The following is a 19,297-nucleotide window of genomic DNA, read 5'->3' on the forward strand; positions in this document are numbered from 1 at the left end:
GGACGGGTCACTTGACGGAGCCGCCGGCGATCCCGGCGGCGATGTACTTCTGCGCGACGACCAGCAGCACGGCGGCCGGGATCGCCGACAGCACGGCGGTCGCCATGACGGCCCCCCAGTCGCTGACGTGGGCGCCGATGAACTGGTAGATCCCGAGCGTCACCGGGCGGACGTCGTCGGTCGTGTTGAGGGTGAGGGCGAAGATGAAGTCGGCCCAGGCGAAGAGAAACGCGAACAGCCCGGACGTGATGAGGGCGTTGCGGCTCATCGGCAGGACGATCCGGACGAACGCGGTGAAGCGGTTCGCGCCGTCCACCATCGCCGCCTCCACGACCTCCGCCGGTATGGACACCATGAAGGCCCTCAGCAGCACGATCGCGAACGGCAGCCCCAGCGACGCGTCGGCGAGGATCAGCCCCAGGTAGGAGTTGACCAGGCCGAGATCCGCGTACGCACTGTACAGCGCGTTCGCGACGACGATGCCGGGCACCATCTGCGTGATCAGCGTGCCGAAGACGATGCCCCGGCTGCCGCGCAGGCCGAAGTGCGCGAGGCCGTACGCCGCCGGGGCCGCCAGCGCCAGGCAGACGGCGACCGCGCCGAGCGCGACCACCAGGCTGGTGACGAGCGACCCGCCCTGGCTGTCCAGCGCGGCCGAGAAGTTGTCGAAGGACGGCGAGGTCGGGAAGAGGTCGGTCGCGGCGATGCTGGTGTCCGGCTGGAGCGCGGTGGACACCATCCAGTACACCGGGAAGAGCATGACGGCCAGGACGAGCAGGGCGACGGCCGTGTTCACGCCGCCGCGCAGCCGGGCGCGGGTGGGGGTGCGGTTCATGTCGGCTCACTTCCCCCGGGCCGCGTCGGCTCGGTTGGCACGCAGGTAGAGCACCGCGAAGACGGCGCTGATGAGGATCAGGACGTTGCCGACGACCGCGCCCGCGCCGAAGTCGAGCCGCAGGAACGACAGCTGGTACGTCAGCGTGCCGAGCGTCTGCGTCGAGTCGGCGGGACCGCCGCCGGTCAGCGCCAGGACGAGGTCGAGGATCTTGATCGTGGACATGAAGCCGAGGACGAGCACGACCGTCACGACCGGCCGCAGCGTCGGCAGCGTGATGGAGCGGAACGTCCGCCACGGCCCGGCGCCGTCGAGCGACGCCGCCTCGTACAGCTCGCGCGGGATCTCCTGGAGGCCGCCGTAGAGGATCACCATGTTGAACGGGATGCCGATCCAGATGTTCACCAGGATCGCGGACAGCAGCGCGACGCTCGGGCTGCTCAGCCACGGCACGCCGTCCTGGGACAGGCCGACGGTCTGGAGGAAGCTGTTGAGGATGCCGTGGTCCTCGTCCATGATCCGCCGCCACACCACGGCGGACACGACCATCGGCACCAGCCAGGGCAGCAGCAGCACGGCGCGGATCACGCCGGACAGGCGGAAGCGGCGCGAGAAGAACACCGCCAGGGCCAGGCCGAGGACGAACTGCCCCGCGAGCGAGCCGACGGTGAACAGGATCGTCTGCCACAGCGCGTCGCCGAACAGCTCGTCCTCCAGGACGTGCCGCCAGTTGTCGAGCCCGTTGAACGGCGCCTCGCCGGTGAAGTACGTGCGCGGCGTGAACGACTGGAAGCTCATCAGCACGTTCCGCACCAGCGGGTAGCCGAAGAACGCCAGCAGGTAGACGACGGCCGGGGCGACGAACAGCCAGGACCACAGCCGGCGCCCGGCCGCGCCGCCGCGACGGGGGCGGGGCGCGGGGGCGGGCGGGGCCTCGGCCGGGGTGGGGACGGTGGTGGTCATGGGTGTGCTCACTCCCCCGCCTCGGCCTGCCGCTGGGCGCGCCGCAGCGCGTCCTCGGGCGAGGACCTGCCGGTCAGTACGGACTGGAAGGCGCCGGACATCGCGTCCTGGACGACGGGCCAGCGCGTGCCGACCTCGGCGGTGCGGGAGCGGGCCGTCAGCACCAGGTCGGCGAACGCCGCCAGCTCCGGGTTGGCCTCACGGTAGGCCTCGGAGGCGTCGGCGCGCGTCGGGACGTTGTTGACGCGTTCGCCCCAGGCGAGCTGGTTCTCCTGGGAGTTGAGGCAGTCGAGGACGCGGGCGGCGTTGTCCTCGCGCTCGGGGTGGCCGTCGTTCTCGGGGATGGTCATCACGGTCCCGCCGATGGGCGGCACCGGGTCCTGCCCGGCCTCGGGCACCGGTATGGAGGCGACGGCCCAGTCGACGTCGGTCTGGGCGCTGAGCACCGGCACCTGCCAGGGCCCGTTGATCATCATGGCGGCGCGCCCGGCGATGAACTGGTCGTTGATGTCCTGCTGGTTCCAGTTGACGACGGAGCGCGAGGCGGACCCGTCGTCCACCAGGTCCTTCCACAGCTGGAGCGCGGAGGCGCCCGCCGCGTCGTCGAGCCGCGTCTCGTCGCCGCCCGCCGACCAGAAGAAGGGGAGGAACTGGTAGACGCCGTCCGCGTTCGGCGAGGCGCTGAACGCCATGCCGTACGTGTCGCCCTGCGTGAGGGCGGCGGCGGTGGAGCGCAACTCGTCCCAGGTGGTGGGTGGTTCGAGCCCGGCGTCGGCGAGCATGTCCACGTTGTAGACCAGCGCGAGGGAGTTGACGGACCTGGCGACGCCGTACTGCGTGCCGTCGAACGAGCCGAGCTGGTTCGCCGCGTCCGAGAACTCGCCCGTGTCCACGCCGAGATCGGCGAGGGGCCGCAGCCCGTCCGTCCCGGCGAACTGCGGCAGCTCCGAGCCGTCCAGCTCCAGCACGTCGGGCAGCGAGTCGGACGACGCCATGCGCAGCGCCTTGGACGCCACCTGGTCGGCCGGGACGCTGATCTGCTCGACGCGCAGGCCGAGCGGCTCGGCGCAGCGGTCGAAGAAGTCCTGGTTGGCGTCGTGCTCGGCGGTGTCGGTGGCCGGGTTGAGGACCGTGACGGTGTCCGGGTCGGGTTCGGCCGCGCAGCCGGGCAGCCCGACCGCGGCCAGGGCCCCGGCCAGGGCAAGCGCGACGGGCGCGACGGTGCGCCCGGGTCTCGTTCGCATGGGGGTGGTTCTCCGTTTCGCGGCTCAGGAGGAGCGGGTCGGGGGTGTGACGGGGTGGCCCTCCGCCATCTGCGGGGTGAGCAGCTCCCCGGCGGAGCGCGGCGCGTCGCGGGCGTCGCGCCCGGCGATGGCCTGGACGACGAGCTGGGCGACGGCGGCCGACATCCGGGCCACGGGCAGGTCGATGCGGGGCAGGGAACGGCTCTCCGCCTCGTCCGGCAGGCTGCCGACCGGCACCACGGCCAGGTCCTCCGGCACGCGCAGGCCGAGCGCGGCGATCTCGTCCAGCAGCGTCGGCAGGAGGATGAGGTGCTGGACGACCAGGGCGGTGGGCGCCGAGCCGGTCGTCAGGGCCTGCCGGAGCCGTTTGCGCAGCTCGTCGGGGTCGCCGCTGGACGGCGCGACGCGGATGTCCGCGCCGGTGGCGCGCGCGGCGCGGCGCGCGCCGGCCAGGCCGTGCAGGGCATAGCCGCGCCGGGCGTCGATCTCGTGGTCCGCCGACGACCAGAAGAGGACGCGGTGGTGGCCCGCCGCGACGGCCTCGCCGATCGCGAGGGCGACGGCGGCGTCCCAGTCCAGGTCCACCCAGGGCGGGCCGGTGTCGTCGTCGCTGTCCGCGTGGCCGAGGAGCGCGGCGGGGAAGCCGAGGTCGCGCAGAGCGGCGACGCGGGGGTCCCGTTCGCGCACCGCCATGAGGATCGCGCCTTCCGCCAGGCCGCTGGCGGCGATGCGGCGCAGCGGGGCGACGCCCTCGGGGTCGGTCATCAGCAGCACGTCGTAGCCGTGGCCGCGGGCGGCGTCCGCGATGTCGATGGCGAAGCGGCCGTCCATCGCGCGGTACTTCCCGGGCTCGCGGGGGACGGCGAGGACCAGGACCTCGCTGCGGGCGCTGCGGAGCGTACGGGCGCTGGCGCGGGGGTGGTAGCCCAGCTCGGCGATGGCCTCCTGGACGGCGCGGCGGGTCTCGTCGGAGATCTTCCGCGAGCCGCTGAGCACGTACGACACGGTGCTGGGCGCGACACCCGCGCGCTCCGCGACGTCCTTGATCGTGGCCATGCCCGCTCCTTCGCGGTCGGTCCTGTGCTGCTGTCGAATCGATTCGTCGAATCGATTCGATCGATGGACGGCATCGTAGGCACCCCGGGCCCCGCTGGCAATACCCCTAGGGTGGCGGGGGTCGGCGGCCGAGGACGGGAGCGTGGCGTGCGTACGGTGATCGTGGGCGGAGGGGTCGCGGGGGCGGCGCTGGCGTGGCGGCTGGCAGGGGCGGGCGCGGCGGTGACCGTCGTGGAGGAGTCGCGGCGGGGCGCGGCGACGCTCGCGGGTGCGGGGATCGTGAAGGCGTCGGCGGCGATACGCCCGGCGCCGTACGCGGACCTGTTCGGCCGGGCGGTGGCGCACCACGGGCGGCTGATGGCGGAGCTGGCCGACGAGGGTGCCGACGACCTGGGCCACCGCGAGGTGGGCGGCCTGTGGGTCAGCCGCGATCCGGCGGAACTCGACAGCGTCGAGGCCCTGCTGCGGGAGCGCCCGGAGGACGAGACGGGCACGGTGAGCCGGGTGGAGGGCGGCGAGCTGCGGGAGCTGTTCCCCGTGCTGGCGCCGGACCTGGCGGGGCTGCACACGTCGCGCGGCGCGCGGGTGGACGGGCGGCTGCTGCGCGTCGCCCTGCTGACGGCCGCCGGGCGGCGCGGCGCGTCGGTCGTCACGGGCCGGGCGGAGCTGCGGCTGCGCGGCGGGCGGGCCGAGGCGCTGGTGGACGGGCTGGCGCTGCCGGCGGACGAGGTGGTCGTCGCGGCGGGCGCGTGGAGCGGGGAGCTGCTGCGCCCGTGCGGCATCGACCTCGGCATCCGCCCGCAGCGGGGGCAGATCAGCCACCTGGGACTGCCGGACACGGACACGTCGGCGTGGCCCGCCGTGTCGGCGGTGCGGGGGCACTACCTGCTGGCGTTCGACGACTCGCGGGTGGTGGCGGGCGCGACGCGGGAGGAGGGCACCGGCTTCGACGAGCGGGTGACGGCGGCCGGGCAGGCGGAAGTGCTGCGGGAGGCGCTGGAGACCGCGCCGGGTCTGGCGGACGCGACACTGATTGAGACACGCGTCGGCTTCCGCCCCGTCTCACGCGACGGCCTCCCCCTGGCGGGCCGCCTCCCCGGCACATCCAACCTGAGCACCCTGACCGGCTACGGCCCTTCGGGCCTGGCACTGTCCCCCTGGCTCGCCGACCGCTGGGCAACGGCACTGCTGACGGGCGGGACACCGCCCGACCTGGAATGCGTCTCCCCGCACCGCCCGGACGCCGTAGGGGAGTTGACGGATTGACGAGCCACGAGACCAGGACAGTTCACAGAACGCGCGCCCTAGCACCAAGAAACACGCCCGGGGCGGGGGCAGTCAGCCAAGCGGCTGGGTGACGGCGGCTGTCGGCGTCTCTCCGTTCTGAGCCTGCTGAGCCCGCTCGGCCATCATCCGCGTCAATGCCTCCAGAGTCGCAGGATCGAACCGCCTACTGTCGCTCCCCCAGCCATCCACCACAACTATGACGGTGCCCACTCTGACTGCGGTCTCCACGCTTGCGTCCTGCAACTGCATCGCGAAGCTCTCCTCGCCGATCGCAGGTAATGTCAACCGGCTATGGTCACCTGCTTCTATGTCGGCCTCTTGCCTCTCCGTGGCCTCCGCGAAATAGCGGTGCGCAGCCTCCGTGCTGGACCACGCGACCACAACGAATCTTGCGCGATGCCCAACTCCCGGGATGTCATAGGACGTCTCGCCCACAGCCAGGACCTCGTCGCAGTAATCGCCGTCGCAAGGAGGAATGGTGGCCTCCTGCTCCTGACTCCAGCCTGTCGGCAGGCTCTGGCTGTCCGGGAGCACCGAGCGGACCTGTTCCTCGGTGAGTACAGCGGTGAGGTCCATGCGCCCCGCTCGTTGAGCTGAGTCACTCCTGTCCTGGACTTCAGCACCGCCGCGAATCACCTGAAACGCCAGTACGGCGACCGCGACAGCCAGAATCGCGGCTACGGCATAACCCCCGGGTGACTGCGAGATGGCCAGCGGGCCGAGGGAGATCGTTGAGTTGCGCGGTCTGCTCCGGCCGTTGGCGACCGCACCGTTCCGCCCCTGCGGTGCTGGCACGGCAGGTGGTGGACCGGCCAGCGCCACCGCCAGCCTGCCTGCGAAGTCCGGATCGGCCGCGAGTGTGTCCCCCAACACCGCCCGCAGCCCGTCCGTGGCTCCGGGATCGGCGTCCACCCCGGCCAGAGCGGCCCGGCCCTGCTCGGTGGTGCCGAGCCGCGCGCGCACCAGATCCGAGACGGCTGTTCCGGCGCCGGCCCCGATGGATTCGGCCGCCCCGCGGCCGGCCCCCGACAGGATGTCCACCACCGCCGATGTCAACCCGGCGTATTCCATGACCACTCCTCCCCCGGCAGAGAGCAATCAGCCCGCAGCCGCAGCACACACGTCGCCTCGTCAGCCCGAGCACGCCTTGACGATGAAATAGATGATCAAGGCGACGGCGAGATAGCTGAAACAGCCCGGTTCGTCGCCGTCGACCGCCCTGCGGATTCGCTCACGCTCATCCCTCCGCCCCCTTTCATACGCGTCCCAGTCAGTCACGGAAGTCCCCCAGATCCCCATGAAGCGAAGGGGACGCAGCATTCGCACTGGGCCCCTCACACACCGGCGAAACGGTCACGCACGAACGCGCCGCGCGCCTCCGGACGATTCTCCGGTCACGGTCAGTAAGTCGACCGGTACCGGTCCTCGGACGACCGCACGGCCATGGCGAGGGCCACCACCCAGCCGACAAGCGTCCAGCCGAGGAACAGGTCGACCACCAGCACCGAGCCCGCGTTGCGCACACGCCGGACGAACGCGATGAACGTCGGGAGGAAGTAGAGCGCGACGCCGACCAGCAGCATTGTCGACGAGACGGTCATGCGGCCTCCTGAGGACCTCGGGCGTTGACAGCGGCGGCAGGAAAGGGCGAGAAGGGCTTTACGCGGTGCCAGGCCCGTATTCCCAGTCAATCCGCATCATGGCACCGCGCCGCGGGCAGTGAATTAGCTCTGCGTGCAGAGTTATTTGTCGCTCAGCGCACCCGGCGCGCCGCGCAGCGCCGCCTGCCGGAATTCCCCGGGCGGCATGCCGTAGGCGGCGCGGAAGGCGCGGCTGAAGTCGGCGGGATTGCGGAATCCCCAGCCGAGGGCGATGTCCCCGGCCGTCCTGTGCCGCAGGCGTGGATCGGCGAGGTCGGCGCGGCAGTGTTCCAGCCGGCGGCGGCGGATGGCCGCGCCGACCGTCTCCGGCCGTTCGCGGAACAGCTCGTGCAGCGTCCGCACGGAGATGTGGTGGTGCGCGGCGATGTCGGGCGGTCGCAGGTCGGCGTCGTGCAGGTTGCGCTCGATGAAGGCGTCGATCCTGGCGAGCAGCGCCTGTCTGCGGCTCTCCGGCGGGACGGCGTCCGCGAGGTCCAGCCGCCCGGCGATGAGCGTCACCGCCAGGTCGGCCGCGACCGAGGCAAGCCCGGCGAGTTCGGCCGGGCCGCACTCCGGGGCGCGTCTCAACAGCCCGGTCAGATACGGGGCCAGCAGCGCGCCCGCCCCGGTCCTGGCGGGCAGGGGCTCGGCCAGCAGCCGGTCCACCGCGTCGAGGGGCAGCGGGAGCAGCGCTCTGGGCAGCCGGATCATCTCCACCCGGACCGGGCGGCCGTCGGCGCTGAAGTCGGCCTCCAGCGGCCGGGAGGTGGAGTACAGCCCCAGGTCGCCGACGCGGAGCAGGGAGGTGGTGCGGTTCTGCTCCAGCCCGATCCGTCCCTCGCGGGCCGCGAACAGGTAGTAGTCCTCGGGGTCGTGGCGCCGGATGTGCGCGGACGTCCGTGACCCCGACAACGACGAGAGGCGCAGGGACGAGACCGTCGTGGCCGGGGTGCCGATGCTGTCCACTCCCCCGTAGAAGTCTGCGGGGCGGGGGCAGTCGATCGACACCGCCATGATCTGCTCCCCTATGATCCGCCCCCACCAGTCGAACCGGTGGCCGACGGGCAGCCCGTCGGTCGACACGGACACGAACCCGCTCGGGGCAGCCGCCTGTTGTGGAGGCACGGCACTCGCTCGATCAGCCACGAGGGCATGGTCCCGCGTACGGGCCCCCGGAACACAGCCGCGCACAGGCCAAGTCCGGGGCTTCCCGGTGTCCAGCTGTCATCGGGCGGCGGCCCAGTCGCGCAGACGGCCCGACGCGGCGGGACCTGGCCCGCCCGGGGCGGCCTTGACCTCAACGAGACTTGAACTCCTAGCCTGCCGGGGTATCGACCGACCGACGTCCCGGAGAGACCCGATGATCCTCGTGACAGGCGCCACCGGCAACATAGGCCGCCCCCTGCTGGCGAAGCTGCGCGCGTCCGGCACCGCCGGGCCCGTCAGGGCACTCACCCGCGACGCCTCGCGCGCCGCGTTCCCGCCCGGCACCGAGGCCGTGGAGGGCGACCTCACCGACCCGGCCTCCCTGGAGCGCGCACTCGACGGCGTCCGCTCCCTCTTCCTCCTCGGCGGCACCGGCACGGAGACCGGCCTGCTCGACACCGCCCGCCGCGCCGGGGCCGAGCACGCGGTCCTCGTCTCCTCCATCACCGTCCTGACCCACCCCCACCTCAACCCCGCCCTCCGCAACCTCGCCACCGAGCGGCACCTGCAGGACAGCGGTTTCGACTGGACGATCCTGCGACCCACGCAGTTCGCCTCCAACACCCTCTGGTGGGCCGACGCCATCCGTGCCCGCCGCGCCGTCCGCGTCCCGTACGCCGACACCGGCCTGCCCACCATCCACCCCGCCGACATCGCCTCGGTGGCCCACGCGGCACTCACCGCCTCCGGCCATCGGGGGAGCACGTACGCCCTGACCGGGCCGGAGCGGATCAGCCCGCGGCAGCAGGTGGAGGCCATCGCCGCTGCGCTGGGGCGGCCGGTGGGCGTCACTCCGGTGACGAGGGAGGAGGCCCACCGGGACATGTCCGCGTTCCTGGGCGATGAGGTGGCCGCCGCCGTGCTCGACCTGACGGGCGGGGACGTCAACGCGGAGCTGCGTGCGGTGCGCGACACGGTGGAACGGGTCACCGGCGCGCCCGCCACCCCGTTCGCCCGCTGGGCCGAGGAGAACGCCGCCGCCTTCCGCTGAGCACTCCCATGCCACGCGCCGCCACCCCATCCGGCGGCGCGCGGCGCCGCACGTGCGCCATCACCACGCCAAATCCCGCCCGTCGCCCTGCTCGGCACCGCCGGACGCGAGGCACCGCCGACCGCACGCTGCCTCTTCATGGGGGGCCTTTGGGCTGTGCGACGCGGGAGTGGCTGCGGCAGCGGCGACGGCATACAGCCTGAGCCAGAAAGTCGCGATCTCGCATCCCCTGCCCTATATCATCCGCGCTATGGACAGTGAGCGGTACTCGATCGAGATCGAGCCGGAGGTGCGGCTGTGGCTGGAGAATATTCCAGCCCACCACTACAAGCAGGCCGAACGCATCGCCGACCTCCTCGCCGAGCACGCCACCACGCTCGACGAACCGCACTCCCGCCACCTCGGCGGCAAGCTCCGCGAGCTGCGCTTCCGCCTCGGCGATACTCACCAGCGCATCACCTACTGGCTCGCGCCCGACCGACGCGTCGTGCTGCTCACCGTGTTCCGCAAGACGAAGATGCGCGAGCAGGCCGAAGTGGAACGCGCGCACGCCGCTCAAAGGCTGTGCGAAGCCGACCACCAGGCAGCCTCTGAACACGACCTCTACAGCCGCGACCTCAAGGAGAACCGGTGAATCACAGCGAATGGAGGACCCGACGCCACCGTCGGCTGGTCGGCGAGCACCTTGACGCCGACATCGAGTACGACCGCGTCTACGAAGAAGCCGGCCTGGCCATGACGCTGGGCAAGGCCGTCTACGACCGGCGCAAGCAACTCGGTCTGAGCGAAGCCGACCTGGCCGAACGCCTGCACACCAGCACCGACGAGATCGAGGGAATCGAAACCGCCACCGAACTGCCGCCCATTGCCGTCATCATGCGCCTGGCCCAAGCCCTGGACCTCACCATCGACATGCACGTCGCCCCTGGGGACGATCCCACCGTCACCATCGTCACCCCGGCTGCCTGAACCCAGGAGGAGCCATGCATGACGCCTCCACAGCGCTCGCCCGCGAGCTGGGCAGACTCGTCCATGACCGGCGCACCGAGCTCGGGCTGTCCCAGGCAGAGCTCGCTGAGCGGTGCGAGATGAAACAGCCGCAGATCTCCCGCTTCGAAACCGGCGGAACGGTGCCCACTCTTCCGATGCTGCGCCGCCTGGCGCGTGCTCTCAAAGCCGACTTGAGCGTCAGTTTCACTCCGTACGACAAGACCGCTTGACTGCTCAAGTGCCGCTGGGCGCCTGGGTGGTGGTCAGCGTAGTTCGCCGAGTGTCGTGAGTTGTGCTGTCAGGTGGGGTGGGGTCGGGGTGCGGCGGTGGAGTGCTGTGGGGAGGCGGCGTAGGAGGCCGGCCAGTGCTCGGGCTGCTGCGCGGTTGTGTGTTGCCTGGGCTGCCAGGAGTGCTGTGCGGCGGGCTGCGGTGGTGAGGGGCAGGCGCATCCAGTGGATCAGCAGGTCGTTGCGGCGGTGCAGTGCCCAGCGGCGGGGGGCGATGGCCCGGTGGGGGGAAGGCGCGTGGCGGGCGGTGATGTCCGGCGTGTAGGCGATGCCCCAGCCGTGTGCGGCGAGGTCGAGGGCCAGGAGGGTCTCCTCGCCACCGAAGAAGAGCAGGTCGTCGAAGCCCCCGGCGGCGGTGAACGCGTCGCGGCGGACGATCGCCGCGCAGGCCGGGAAGCCGAGGACGGCGGGGCCAGGCAGGTCGTCCGGGGTGCCGAGCGGCGCGGTGGCCATCTTCTCCGAGACGTGGTCGGCGGTCGTGCCCTCGCCGAGGAGGATGCGGCCGACCAGCAGGCCCAGTGCCGGGTAGCGGGAGAAGACTTCCGCGGCACGGGTGAGGGCGTGGGGTTCCCACCAGGAGTCGTCGTCGCTGAACGCGATGTACGGCGTGTCCGTCAGGCGCGCCCCGGCGTTGCGGGCGCAGGCTCCGTGGTTGCGGGCGAGTGCGACCAGTCGAACGGCGGGGAAGCGCGCGGCGACGGCGGCCGCGGTGCCGTCGTGTGAGCCGTTGTCCACGACCACGACGGGCGGGCGGTCGGGAAGCGCGGTGAGCCGCTCCAGCGTGCGGAGCAGCTCGTCCCGGCGGTCGCGCGTCGCGATCACCACGCTGACTTCTGCCATGCGCGCTTCCCTTCCGTGCCCGCCCACCGGAGGCTCAGAGCCGGCTGCCGCCGGTCGCGTTCATCACCTCTGCCGTGATGTAGCTCGCCTCGCGCGACGCCAGGAACACGTACGCGGGCGCCATCTCGGCCGGCTGCGCGGCACGCCCGAGGGGCGTCTGCGCGCCGAACTCGCTGGTGTCCGGCATCGTCGCGGGGATCAGGGGCGTCCAGACCGGCCCCGGCGCGACCGCGTTCACGCGGACGCCGTCGCCCGCGAGGTGCGCGGCGAGGCCCTTCGTGAAGGTGACGAGGGCGCCCTTCGTCATCGCGTAGTCCAGCAGGTGCGGGCTCGGCTGGAACGCCTGCACCGACGTGGTGTTGATGATCGAGGCGCCCTTGCGCAGGTGCGGGACGAGCGCCTTCGTCAGCCAGAACATGCCGTACAGGTTCGTCCGCATCACGCGGTCGAACTGGTCCGTCGTGATGCCGGAGATGCTGTCCGGCTGGGCCATCTGGTAGGCCGCGTTGTTCACGAGGATGTCGAGCCCGCCGAACTCCTCCACCGCCTGCTCGGCGAGGTGCGCGCACTGCTGCTCGTCCCGCAGGTCGGCGGCGACGGAGACCGCGCGGCGGCCGCTGTCGGTCACGAGGCGGCAGGTCTCCGCCGCCTCCTTCTCCTCCTCGGGGAGGTGGCTGATCAGGACGTCCGCGCCCTCCCGGGCGAAGGCCAGCGCCACGGCCCGGCCGATGCCGGAGTCCCCGCCGGTGACGAGGGCGTGCAGGTCGCGGAGCCTGCCGCTGCCCTCGTACGAGTCCTCCCCGTGGTCGGGGCGCGGCGACATCTCCTCGGTGTCGCCCGGCGGTCGCTGTTCCTGCCGCGGGTAGTCGGGGCGGGGGTGGGCGCGGGTGGGGTCCTGTCGCCGGTCGTCCTGCGTGCCCATGCCGGGCGCCTCCGTTCGGTGGTTCTGTACGCGGTCGTTCTGCACGCGGTGGTTCACCTGTCGTGCCGTGGCTGGGGGTCGCCCCCGGCCAGGAATTCCTGGAGCTTCGCCTTGATGCCGCGCGTGATGACGTGGCCGCGTTCCGGGTCGCCCTTGAGCAGCGCCTTCGCCGTGGCCTCCATCTGGTCCCAGGTCGCCGACGGCGGGATGGGCGGCACCGATCCGTCGGTGAGGAACTCCACGACGGCCGGGCCGTCCGCCGCCAGCGCCTCGCGCCACGCCCCCTCCACGTCCTCCGGCTTCTCGACGCGCACGGCGTGCAGGCCGAGCGTGCGCGCGAACGCGGCCGTGGACACGTCGGGCAGCACCTGCGACGGCTGGAACTGCGGCGCGCCGGACATCGAGCGCATCTCCCACGTGACCTGGTTGAGGTCCCGGTTGTTCCAGACGCCGACGACGAGCCGCGGGTCGAACCAGCGGTCGCGGTACTTGGCGGCGGTGATCAGCTCGTTCATGCCGTTCATCTGCATCGCGCCGTCGCCGACGAGGGCCACCACGGGCCGGTCGGGGTGCGCGAACTTGGCGCCGATCGCGTACGGGACGGCGCAGCCCATCGTGGCGAGCGTGCCGGAGACCGAGCCGCGCATCGTGCCGCGCATGGTGATGTGCCGGGCGTACCAGTTGGTGACCGAGGCCGAGTCGACGGTGAGGAGCGTGTCGTCGGGCAGCAGCGGGTCGAGGGTGTGGGCGACGAGCTGCGGGTTGATGGGGTCGGCGTCGACCAACTCGGCCTGCCGGGCGAGGACTTCCCACCAGCGCAGAACGGACTTCTCGATCTGCTCATGCCGCTCGGCCGCGTGCTCCTTGGCCTCGATCAGCGGCAGCAGCGCCCGCAGCGTGGCCGCCGCGTCGCCGACGAGGTTGACGTCGAACGGGTAGCGCATCCCGATCATGTTCGGGTCCACGTCGATCTGGACGCCGCGCGCCTGCCCGTACTCAGGCAGGAACTGGCTGTACGGGAAGCTCGATCCGATGGCCACCAGCGTGTCGCAGTCGTCCATCAGGTCCTGCGACGGGCGGGTGCCGAGCAGCCCGATGCTGCCCGTCACATACGGCAGCGTGTCGGGCACGACATCCTTGCCGAGCAGCGCCTTGGCGACGCCCGCGCCGGTCAGGCGGGCGAACTCCTCGATCTCCGCGCGCGCCCCGGCGGCGCCCTGGCCGACGAGGAGGGCGACCTTGTTGCCCGCGTTGATCACTTCGGCGGCGCGGCGCAGCGCGTCGGCGTCGGGGACGGTGGACCAGCCCTGGAGGTCGAGGCTTGAGGGGACCATCTTGAACGCGTGGCCGGGCGGCGTGTAGTCGAGCGCCTGGACGTCGGCCGGGACGATGACCACGGCGGGCGCGCGGCGGGAGAGGGCGGTGCGCATCGCGCGGTCGAGGACGTTCGGCAGCTGCTCGGGGACGTTGACCGTCTCCAGGTAGCAGGCGACGTCCTTGAACAGCGAGTGCAGGTCCACCTCCTGCTGGTACGAGCCGCCCATCGCGCTGCGGTCGGTCTGGCCGACGAGGGCGACGACCGGCACGTGGTCGAGCTTCGCGTCGTACAGCCCGTTCAGGAGGTGGATGCCGCCGGGCCCCGAGGTCGCCGTGCAGACGCCCACGCGGCCGGAGAACTTGGCGTACCCGACGGCCTGGAACGCCGCCATCTCCTCGTGCCGCGCCTGGATGAACGCGGGCTGGTCGTCCGCGCGGCCCCAGGCGGCGAGGAGGCCGTTGATCCCGTCGCCGGGGTATCCGAAGACCACGTCCACGCCCCATTCGCGCAGGCGGGAGAGGATGTGGTCGGCGACTTTCTGGCTCATGACCGGGGTCACCTTCTTCTGCTTCTTCTGCCTCTTCGGCGAGGCCTTGTCGGATGAGGTGCCACCGGCGGGCGGTCAGGCGCGGCGGCCGACGCCGGTGGCCAGTTCGTTGAAACGCCCGCCCGGCAGCCGGGGGACGAGGGGCGGCGTCAGCGCGCCGGTGCCCGACCTGAGGGCGTCGACCAGTTCGCGCAGCGTGTCCTCGGCGCTCACCCGGGGCTGCCAGCCGAGGACTTCGGCGGCGCGCGTGCGGTCCATCACCGGCAGCCGGACGAACGCGTCGAACAGCTGCGGCGAGGCGGGCGTCAGCCGGGCGCGCCAGGCCGCCGCCAGCGCGGCGCGCACCAGCGGGCGCGGCAGCCGTACGGGCCGCGCATCGAACAGCCGCCCGAGCAGCGCCGCGTCCACGACCGGCTCGGCCGCGAGGTTGAACGCGCCGCGCACCGGCTCGGTGATCCCCAGCCGGAACGCCTCGGCCACGTCGCTCGTGTGCACGACCTGGAAGCGCAGGCCGCGGATGTCCGGCATCACCGGGCTCAGCTCCGGGCGCACCATCGGCCCGAAGAGCAGCGGTCCGACGAACAGGCGGCGCTGCGCCGCCGCGGCGTGCCGGGAGAGGACGAACCCGGGCCGCATCCGGACGACCCGGACGGTCGGCTGCCGGTACTCGAAGGCGTCGAGCAGCCGCTCGACGTACGCCTTCTCCCTGCTGTACGCGGCCTGCGGCCAGCCGTGGGTGGGCCAGCTCTCGTCCACGGCGCGGTCCTTGGGGCCCGGCGCGTAGGCCGCGACGGACGAGGACTGGATCAGGGCCGGGACGCGGGCGGCGGCGACGGCGTCGAGCAGCCGTGTAGTGCCGAGGACGTTGGCCTGCCAGGTGGTCACCGGGTCGCGGGCGGGCTGGATGAGCCAGGCGAGGTGGACCACGGCGTCGGCGCCCTCGAAGTGGGCGCGCAGTTCGTCGCCGACCGTGTCGGCGTCGCGCAGGTCCACGGGCGCCCAGGTGGTCTTGGCGACCTGCCAGTCCGGGACGCGCCGGGCGAGGCCGAGGACGGAGGTGACGGCCGGTTCCCCGGCGAGGGCGCGGACCAGCGCGCTGCCGATGTTGCCGGTCGCTCCCACGATCACCACACGCATGGGACTTCCCTTCGCCGGGTGTGTCGTCGGGCCGCTGGGGCCGTGAAGGCTCCAGGTACCCGGGGCCGTCGGCACGACACCCCGTTTGCCCGTTTTTCCGGTGGGTACTTGGGACGGGTCGCCAACGGGCGAATCACCATCAATCCGTACAAGCACTACGGATTGCCACAGGACGTCACAGGAGCGGACGGAACGAGCGAAGGACGCACGGGAGAACGCGGGGACCACGCGGAGAAAGGGCACGCCCATGCACCACCAGCACGCTGTCGTCACCGGCGGAGCAGGCTTCGTCGGGTCCCACCTGTGCACCGCGCTCCTCGCCCAGGGGACGGCCGTGACCTGCGTGGACGACCTGAGCACGGCCGATCCGCGCACCGTCGGGCACCTGCGCGGCCACCCGGGCTTCACGATGGTGGAGGCCGACGTGCGGGAGCCGTTCGACGTGGCGCCGCAGGCCGACCTGGTGCTGCACTTCGCCTCGCCCGCCTCCCCCGCCGACTACCTGCGGCTGCCGCTGCACACGCTGGAGACCGGCAGCCTCGGGACGCGCAACGCGCTGCTGCTCGCCCGGCGGCACGGCGCCCGTTTCGTCCTGGCCTCGACGTCCGAGGTGTACGGCGACCCGCGGGAGCACCCGCAGCGCGAGAGCTACTGGGGGCACGTGAACCCGGTCGGGCCGCGCAGCGTGTACGACGAGGCGAAGCGTTTCGGCGAGGCGCTGACCATGGCCGAGGCGCAGGTGCACGGCACGGACGCGGGCATCGTGCGGCTGTTCAACACGTACGGCGCGCGGATGCGCGGGTACGACGGCCGCGCCGTCCCCACGTTCATCCGGCAGGCGCTCGCGGGCGAGCCGCTGACCGTGGCCGGGGACGGCACGCAGACCCGTTCGCTGACCTACGTGGACGACACGGTGCGCGGCGTGCTGGCGATGGCCGCGTCCGACCTGCGCGGGCCGGTCAACATCGGCAACCCGCACGAGATCTCCATGCTCGACCTGGCCACCACCGTGATCCGCCTCGCCGGGTCGCGCTCCACGGTCCGGCACATCGAGCGGCCGACGGACGACCCGACCGTCCGCTGCCCCGACATCACCCTCGCCCGCGACCGGCTCGGCTGGGAGCCGCGCGTGCGGGCCGCCGAGGGACTGGCGCGCACCATCGCCTGGTACCGCGAGCAGGGCCGCGCGCGGGGCCGGGAGGAGCACGAGCCCGACCGCGCGGCGCGCAAGGCCGCCTGAGATCCCCCGACCACCCCCGCGCGCCCTACGGAGGACCCCATGCGCGTACTCGGTATCAACGCACTCTTCCACGATCCGGCCGCCGCCCTGGTGATCGACGGGCGGACCGTGGCGGCGGCCGAGGAGGAACGGTTCTCCCGCCGCAAGCACGGCAAGCGCCCGGTGCCGTTCGCCGCCTGGGAGCTGCCCGAGAAGGCGGCGGCCTGGTGCCTCGGCCAGGCCGGGCTGCGGCCCGAGGACCTGGACGCGGTCACCTACTCGTTCGACCCGGGACTGGCGCGCCCCGCCGAGGAGATGGGCCTGTTCGACCCGTGGGACGGGCTGCGCCTGACGTACGCGCGCGAGGCGCCGTCGTTCCTCGCCGACGCGCTCCCCGGGCTCTCCCCCGACCTGGTGCGCTTCGTCCCGCACCACATGGCGCACGCCGGGTCCGCCGTCTTCGCCGCGCCGGACGCGGAGAACGCGTCGGTCCTCGTCCTCGACGGGCGCGGCGAGTCGGCGTCGCACCTGGCCGCCCGGCGCGTCGGCGACCGCCTGGAACCGCTGCACAGCCAGGCACTCCCCCACTCCCTCGGCCTGGTCTACGAGGAGCTGACGGAACACCTCGGCTTCCTCCGGTCGAGCGACGAGTACAAGGTCATGGCGATGGCCTCCTACGGCTCGCCGCGCATGCTCGACGAGCTGCGGAAGTACGTGCACTCCACCGGCGACGGCGGCTTCCGCGCCGTGGGCGTGCCGTGGTCGGAGCTGTGCCCGCCGCTGCGGCCCGGGCAGGCGTGGACGCGGGAGCACGCGGACCTGGCGGCGAGCGCGCAGGCCGTGCTGGAGGAGACGCTGCTCGACATGGTGCGCTGGCTGCACGGCCGCACCGGCGACTCCGTCCTGACGATGGCGGGCGGCGTGGCGCTGAACTGCGTGGCGAACGCGCGGATCGTCCGCGAGGGCCCGTTCTCGCGCGTCTGGGTGCAACCCGCTTCGGGCGACGCCGGGACGGCCCTGGGCGGCGCGCTGCTGCACGCCGCCGCGTACGACCCGGCGCCCGTCGAGCCGATGGCCGGGGCGGACCTGGGGCGCGGCTGGTCGGACGCGGAGATCGAGGCGTGGCTGAAGACGGCGGCGGTCCCGTTCGAACGGCCGCCGGACGTGGCGGCGGCGGTGGCGGAGGCGCTGGCGGCGAACGCGGTGGTGGCCTGGTTCCAGGGGCGCGCCGAGTTCGGGCCGCGGGCGCTGGGCCACCGGTCGCTGATGGCGCACCCGGGCCGTTCGGGGAACCTGGAGCGGCTCAACGACATCAAGGGCCGCGAGCAGTTCCGCCCGGTGGCGCCGATGGTGCGGGCGGAACGGGCGGCCGAGCTGTTCGAGGGCGGGCCGCTGCCGTCGCCGTACATGCTGTTCGTCCACGGCGTGCGGCCCGAGTGGCGCGAGCGCATCCCGGCCGTCGTGCACGTGGACGGGACGGCGCGCATCCAGACCGTGGACCCGGAGCAGGAGCCGCTGGTGGCGCGGATGCTGTCCCGCTTCGAGGAGCTGACGGGCCTGCCGGTCGTCGTCAACACGAGCCTGAACACGGCGGGCCGGCCCATGGTGGACGACCCGCGCGACGCGCTGGAGTGCTTCGGCTCGTCGCCGGTGGACCTGCTGGCGATCGGCCCCTTCACGGTGCGGCGCGCGGGGCTGTTCGCGGGCGGCGGCGACGGCAGCGGGACGAGGGGTTGAGAACGTGAGCACACCGCGGTCCGCCGAGTTCGCCATCGTCATCCCGACCCTGGGCCGGCCGAGCCTGAACCTGGTGCTGGCCGCCCTCGCCGCCGAGCGCGGGCCGCGCCCGGCGCGGATCGTCCTGGTGGACGACCGGCCGCCGCACGACCCGACGCCGCTTCCGGTGACCGTGCCGGACGAGGTGCGGTCGCTGGTCGAGACCGTCCCGGGGCGCGGGGCCGGGCCCGCCGCCGCGCGCAACGCCGGGTGGCGCGTCACGCGCGAGCCGTGGGTGGTCTTCCTGGACGACGACGTGGTGCCGGGACCCGGCTGGGCGGCGGCGCTCACCCGCGACCTGACCCGCGCCGACCCCGACACGGCAGGGGTGCAGGCGCGCATCACCGTGCCGCTGCCGACCGACCGGCGGCCCACCGACTGGGAGCGCACCACGGCGGGGCTCGCGACGGCGCAGTGGATCACCGCCGACATGGCCTACCGCCGCGCCGCCCTGGCGGACGTGGGCGGCTTCGACGAACGCTTCCCCCGCGCGTTCCGGGAGGACGCGGACCTGGCGCTGCGCGTGCTGGACGCGGGCTGGGCGCTCGCCATCGGCGAACGGCGCACGACCCACCCCGTACGCCCCGCCGGGACGTGGGTGTCCGTCAGGACGCAGGCGGGCAACGCCGACGACGTCCTGATGAACCGCCTCCACGGCCCCGTCTGGTGGGCACGGGCGGGCGCGCCGCGCGGGCGGCTGCCGCGCCACCTCCTCGTCACGGCCGCCGGGCTGCTGGCGCTGCTGTCCGCGGCCGGACGGCAGCCCCGCCTGGCGGCGGGGTGGGGGGCGGTGTGGCTGGCGGGGACGGCCGAGTTCGCGGCGGCGCGCATCCTGCCGGGACCGAGGACGCGGGAGGAGATCACGCGCATGCTGCTGACCAGCGCCGTCATCCCGCCGGTGGCCTCCGCGTACTGGCTCGGAGCGGTGATCCGCCACCGAGTGCGGCCCAGGCCGTTTGAGCCGACAAAATCGGGCAACTCACTCGTTCATGACTAATCGCCCGAGGGGCCCCTGGCTCCTTCCGCCAGAACCCGGCCG

At 72.9% G+C, this 19,297-nt stretch carries 19 protein-coding genes and 1 pseudogene; 8 read left to right on the plus strand and 12 right to left on the minus strand.

The window, feature by feature from the left end:
- Positions 1 to 7: 7 nt before the first annotated feature.
- Genes ACIBPC_RS15175 through ACIBPC_RS15190 form a run of 4 tightly spaced genes read right to left on the minus strand, consistent with a single transcriptional unit; the run spans position 8 to position 4,098 of the window.
- Positions 8 to 835: a carbohydrate ABC transporter permease gene (locus ACIBPC_RS15175; RefSeq protein ID WP_362962359.1), complete on the minus strand. Its 828-nt coding sequence runs from the start codon at positions 833 to 835 to the stop codon at positions 8 to 10.
- 6 nt (positions 836 to 841) lie between these two features.
- Positions 842 to 1,798 (minus strand): carbohydrate ABC transporter permease, encoded by a 957-nt coding sequence (locus tag ACIBPC_RS15180; protein ID WP_398844531.1) that lies wholly within the window; start codon positions 1,796 to 1,798, stop codon positions 842 to 844.
- An 8-nt stretch (positions 1,799 to 1,806) separates the two neighbouring features.
- Complete coding sequence (locus ACIBPC_RS15185) at positions 1,807 to 3,042, minus strand: ABC transporter substrate-binding protein (RefSeq protein ID WP_398844534.1); 1,236 nt, start codon at positions 3,040 to 3,042, stop codon at positions 1,807 to 1,809.
- A 24-nt stretch (positions 3,043 to 3,066) separates the two neighbouring features.
- Positions 3,067 to 4,098, minus strand: coding sequence for a LacI family DNA-binding transcriptional regulator (locus tag ACIBPC_RS15190; RefSeq protein WP_398844536.1), 1,032 nt, complete (start codon positions 4,096 to 4,098; stop codon positions 3,067 to 3,069).
- Between the two features lie 147 nt (positions 4,099 to 4,245).
- Between ACIBPC_RS15190 and ACIBPC_RS15195 the strand changes: the two genes are divergently transcribed.
- Positions 4,246 to 5,364, plus strand: coding sequence for an NAD(P)/FAD-dependent oxidoreductase (locus ACIBPC_RS15195; RefSeq protein WP_398844539.1), 1,119 nt, complete (start codon positions 4,246 to 4,248; stop codon positions 5,362 to 5,364).
- 72 nt (positions 5,365 to 5,436) lie between these two features.
- On the opposite strand, the gene ACIBPC_RS15200 is transcribed toward ACIBPC_RS15195, so the two are convergent.
- The 4 genes from ACIBPC_RS15200 to ACIBPC_RS15215 form a co-directional block, all read right to left on the minus strand.
- Positions 5,437 to 6,456: a hypothetical protein gene (locus ACIBPC_RS15200; protein ID WP_398844542.1), complete on the minus strand. Its 1,020-nt coding sequence runs from the start codon at positions 6,454 to 6,456 to the stop codon at positions 5,437 to 5,439.
- 60 nt (positions 6,457 to 6,516) lie between these two features.
- Entirely contained in the window at positions 6,517 to 6,663 is a 147-nt protein-coding gene (locus ACIBPC_RS15205) for a hypothetical protein (protein WP_362962370.1), read from the minus strand.
- Between the two features lie 122 nt (positions 6,664 to 6,785).
- The gene (locus ACIBPC_RS15210; RefSeq protein WP_362962372.1) at positions 6,786 to 6,986 is read right to left on the minus strand and encodes a superinfection immunity protein; all 201 of its coding nucleotides are present in this window, start codon (positions 6,984 to 6,986) and stop codon (positions 6,786 to 6,788) included.
- Between the two features lie 141 nt (positions 6,987 to 7,127).
- A complete protein-coding gene (locus tag ACIBPC_RS15215) occupies positions 7,128 to 8,108 on the minus strand; it encodes a helix-turn-helix domain-containing protein (protein ID WP_398844546.1) in 981 nt (326 codons plus the stop codon).
- 277 nt (positions 8,109 to 8,385) lie between these two features.
- Between ACIBPC_RS15215 and ACIBPC_RS15220 the strand changes: the two genes are divergently transcribed.
- From ACIBPC_RS15220 to ACIBPC_RS15235, 4 genes and pseudogenes are all read left to right on the plus strand, one after another.
- Positions 8,386 to 9,222 (plus strand): NAD(P)H-binding protein, encoded by an 837-nt coding sequence (locus ACIBPC_RS15220; protein WP_398844549.1) that lies wholly within the window; start codon positions 8,386 to 8,388, stop codon positions 9,220 to 9,222.
- Positions 9,223 to 9,472: 250 nt separating this feature from the next.
- Positions 9,473 to 9,856, plus strand: a complete 384-nt coding sequence (locus ACIBPC_RS15225; RefSeq protein ID WP_398844551.1) for a type II toxin-antitoxin system RelE/ParE family toxin — start codon at positions 9,473 to 9,475, stop codon at positions 9,854 to 9,856.
- Entirely contained in the window at positions 9,853 to 10,191 is a 339-nt protein-coding gene (locus tag ACIBPC_RS15230; protein ID WP_362962388.1) for a helix-turn-helix transcriptional regulator, read from the plus strand. The genes ACIBPC_RS15225 and ACIBPC_RS15230 overlap by 4 nt, the downstream gene beginning before the upstream one ends.
- Positions 10,192 to 10,226: 35 nt before the next feature.
- Positions 10,227 to 10,442 (plus strand): annotated as a pseudogene (locus tag ACIBPC_RS15235) (helix-turn-helix domain-containing protein); the annotation flags it as partial.
- A gap of 33 nt (positions 10,443 to 10,475) precedes the next feature.
- On the opposite strand, the gene ACIBPC_RS15240 reads toward ACIBPC_RS15235, so the two are convergent.
- From ACIBPC_RS15240 to ACIBPC_RS15255, 4 genes are all read right to left on the minus strand, one after another.
- Positions 10,476 to 11,339: a glycosyltransferase family 2 protein gene (locus ACIBPC_RS15240; protein WP_398844554.1), complete on the minus strand. Its 864-nt coding sequence runs from the start codon at positions 11,337 to 11,339 to the stop codon at positions 10,476 to 10,478.
- A 34-nt stretch (positions 11,340 to 11,373) separates the two neighbouring features.
- Entirely contained in the window at positions 11,374 to 12,261 is an 888-nt protein-coding gene (locus ACIBPC_RS15245; protein WP_398844556.1) for a glucose 1-dehydrogenase, read from the minus strand.
- Positions 12,262 to 12,314: 53 nt separating this feature from the next.
- Positions 12,315 to 14,126: a thiamine pyrophosphate-requiring protein gene (locus tag ACIBPC_RS15250; RefSeq protein ID WP_398844558.1), complete on the minus strand. Its 1,812-nt coding sequence runs from the start codon at positions 14,124 to 14,126 to the stop codon at positions 12,315 to 12,317.
- Positions 14,127 to 14,201: 75 nt separating this feature from the next.
- Positions 14,202 to 15,263, minus strand: a complete 1,062-nt coding sequence (locus ACIBPC_RS15255) for an NAD-dependent epimerase/dehydratase family protein (protein WP_398844560.1) — start codon at positions 15,261 to 15,263, stop codon at positions 14,202 to 14,204.
- Positions 15,264 to 15,510: 247 nt separating this feature from the next.
- Here ACIBPC_RS15255 and ACIBPC_RS15260 point away from each other — a divergent pair, with 247 nt between their 5' ends.
- Genes ACIBPC_RS15260 through ACIBPC_RS15270 form a run of 3 tightly spaced genes read left to right on the plus strand, consistent with a single transcriptional unit; the run spans position 15,511 to position 19,255 of the window.
- Entirely contained in the window at positions 15,511 to 16,503 is a 993-nt protein-coding gene (locus ACIBPC_RS15260) for an NAD-dependent epimerase/dehydratase family protein (RefSeq protein WP_398844562.1), read from the plus strand.
- Between the two features lie 39 nt (positions 16,504 to 16,542).
- Positions 16,543 to 18,219, plus strand: a complete 1,677-nt coding sequence (locus ACIBPC_RS15265) for a carbamoyltransferase C-terminal domain-containing protein (protein ID WP_362962400.1) — start codon at positions 16,543 to 16,545, stop codon at positions 18,217 to 18,219.
- A 4-nt stretch (positions 18,220 to 18,223) separates the two neighbouring features.
- A complete protein-coding gene (locus tag ACIBPC_RS15270; protein WP_398844566.1) occupies positions 18,224 to 19,255 on the plus strand; it encodes a glycosyltransferase family 2 protein in 1,032 nt (343 codons plus the stop codon).
- The last annotated feature ends 42 nt before the right edge of the window (positions 19,256 to 19,297 follow it).

This window comes from Streptomyces sp. NPDC049879 (genome assembly GCF_044461265.1).
GTDB lineage: Bacteria > Actinomycetota > Actinomycetes > Streptomycetales > Streptomycetaceae > Streptomyces.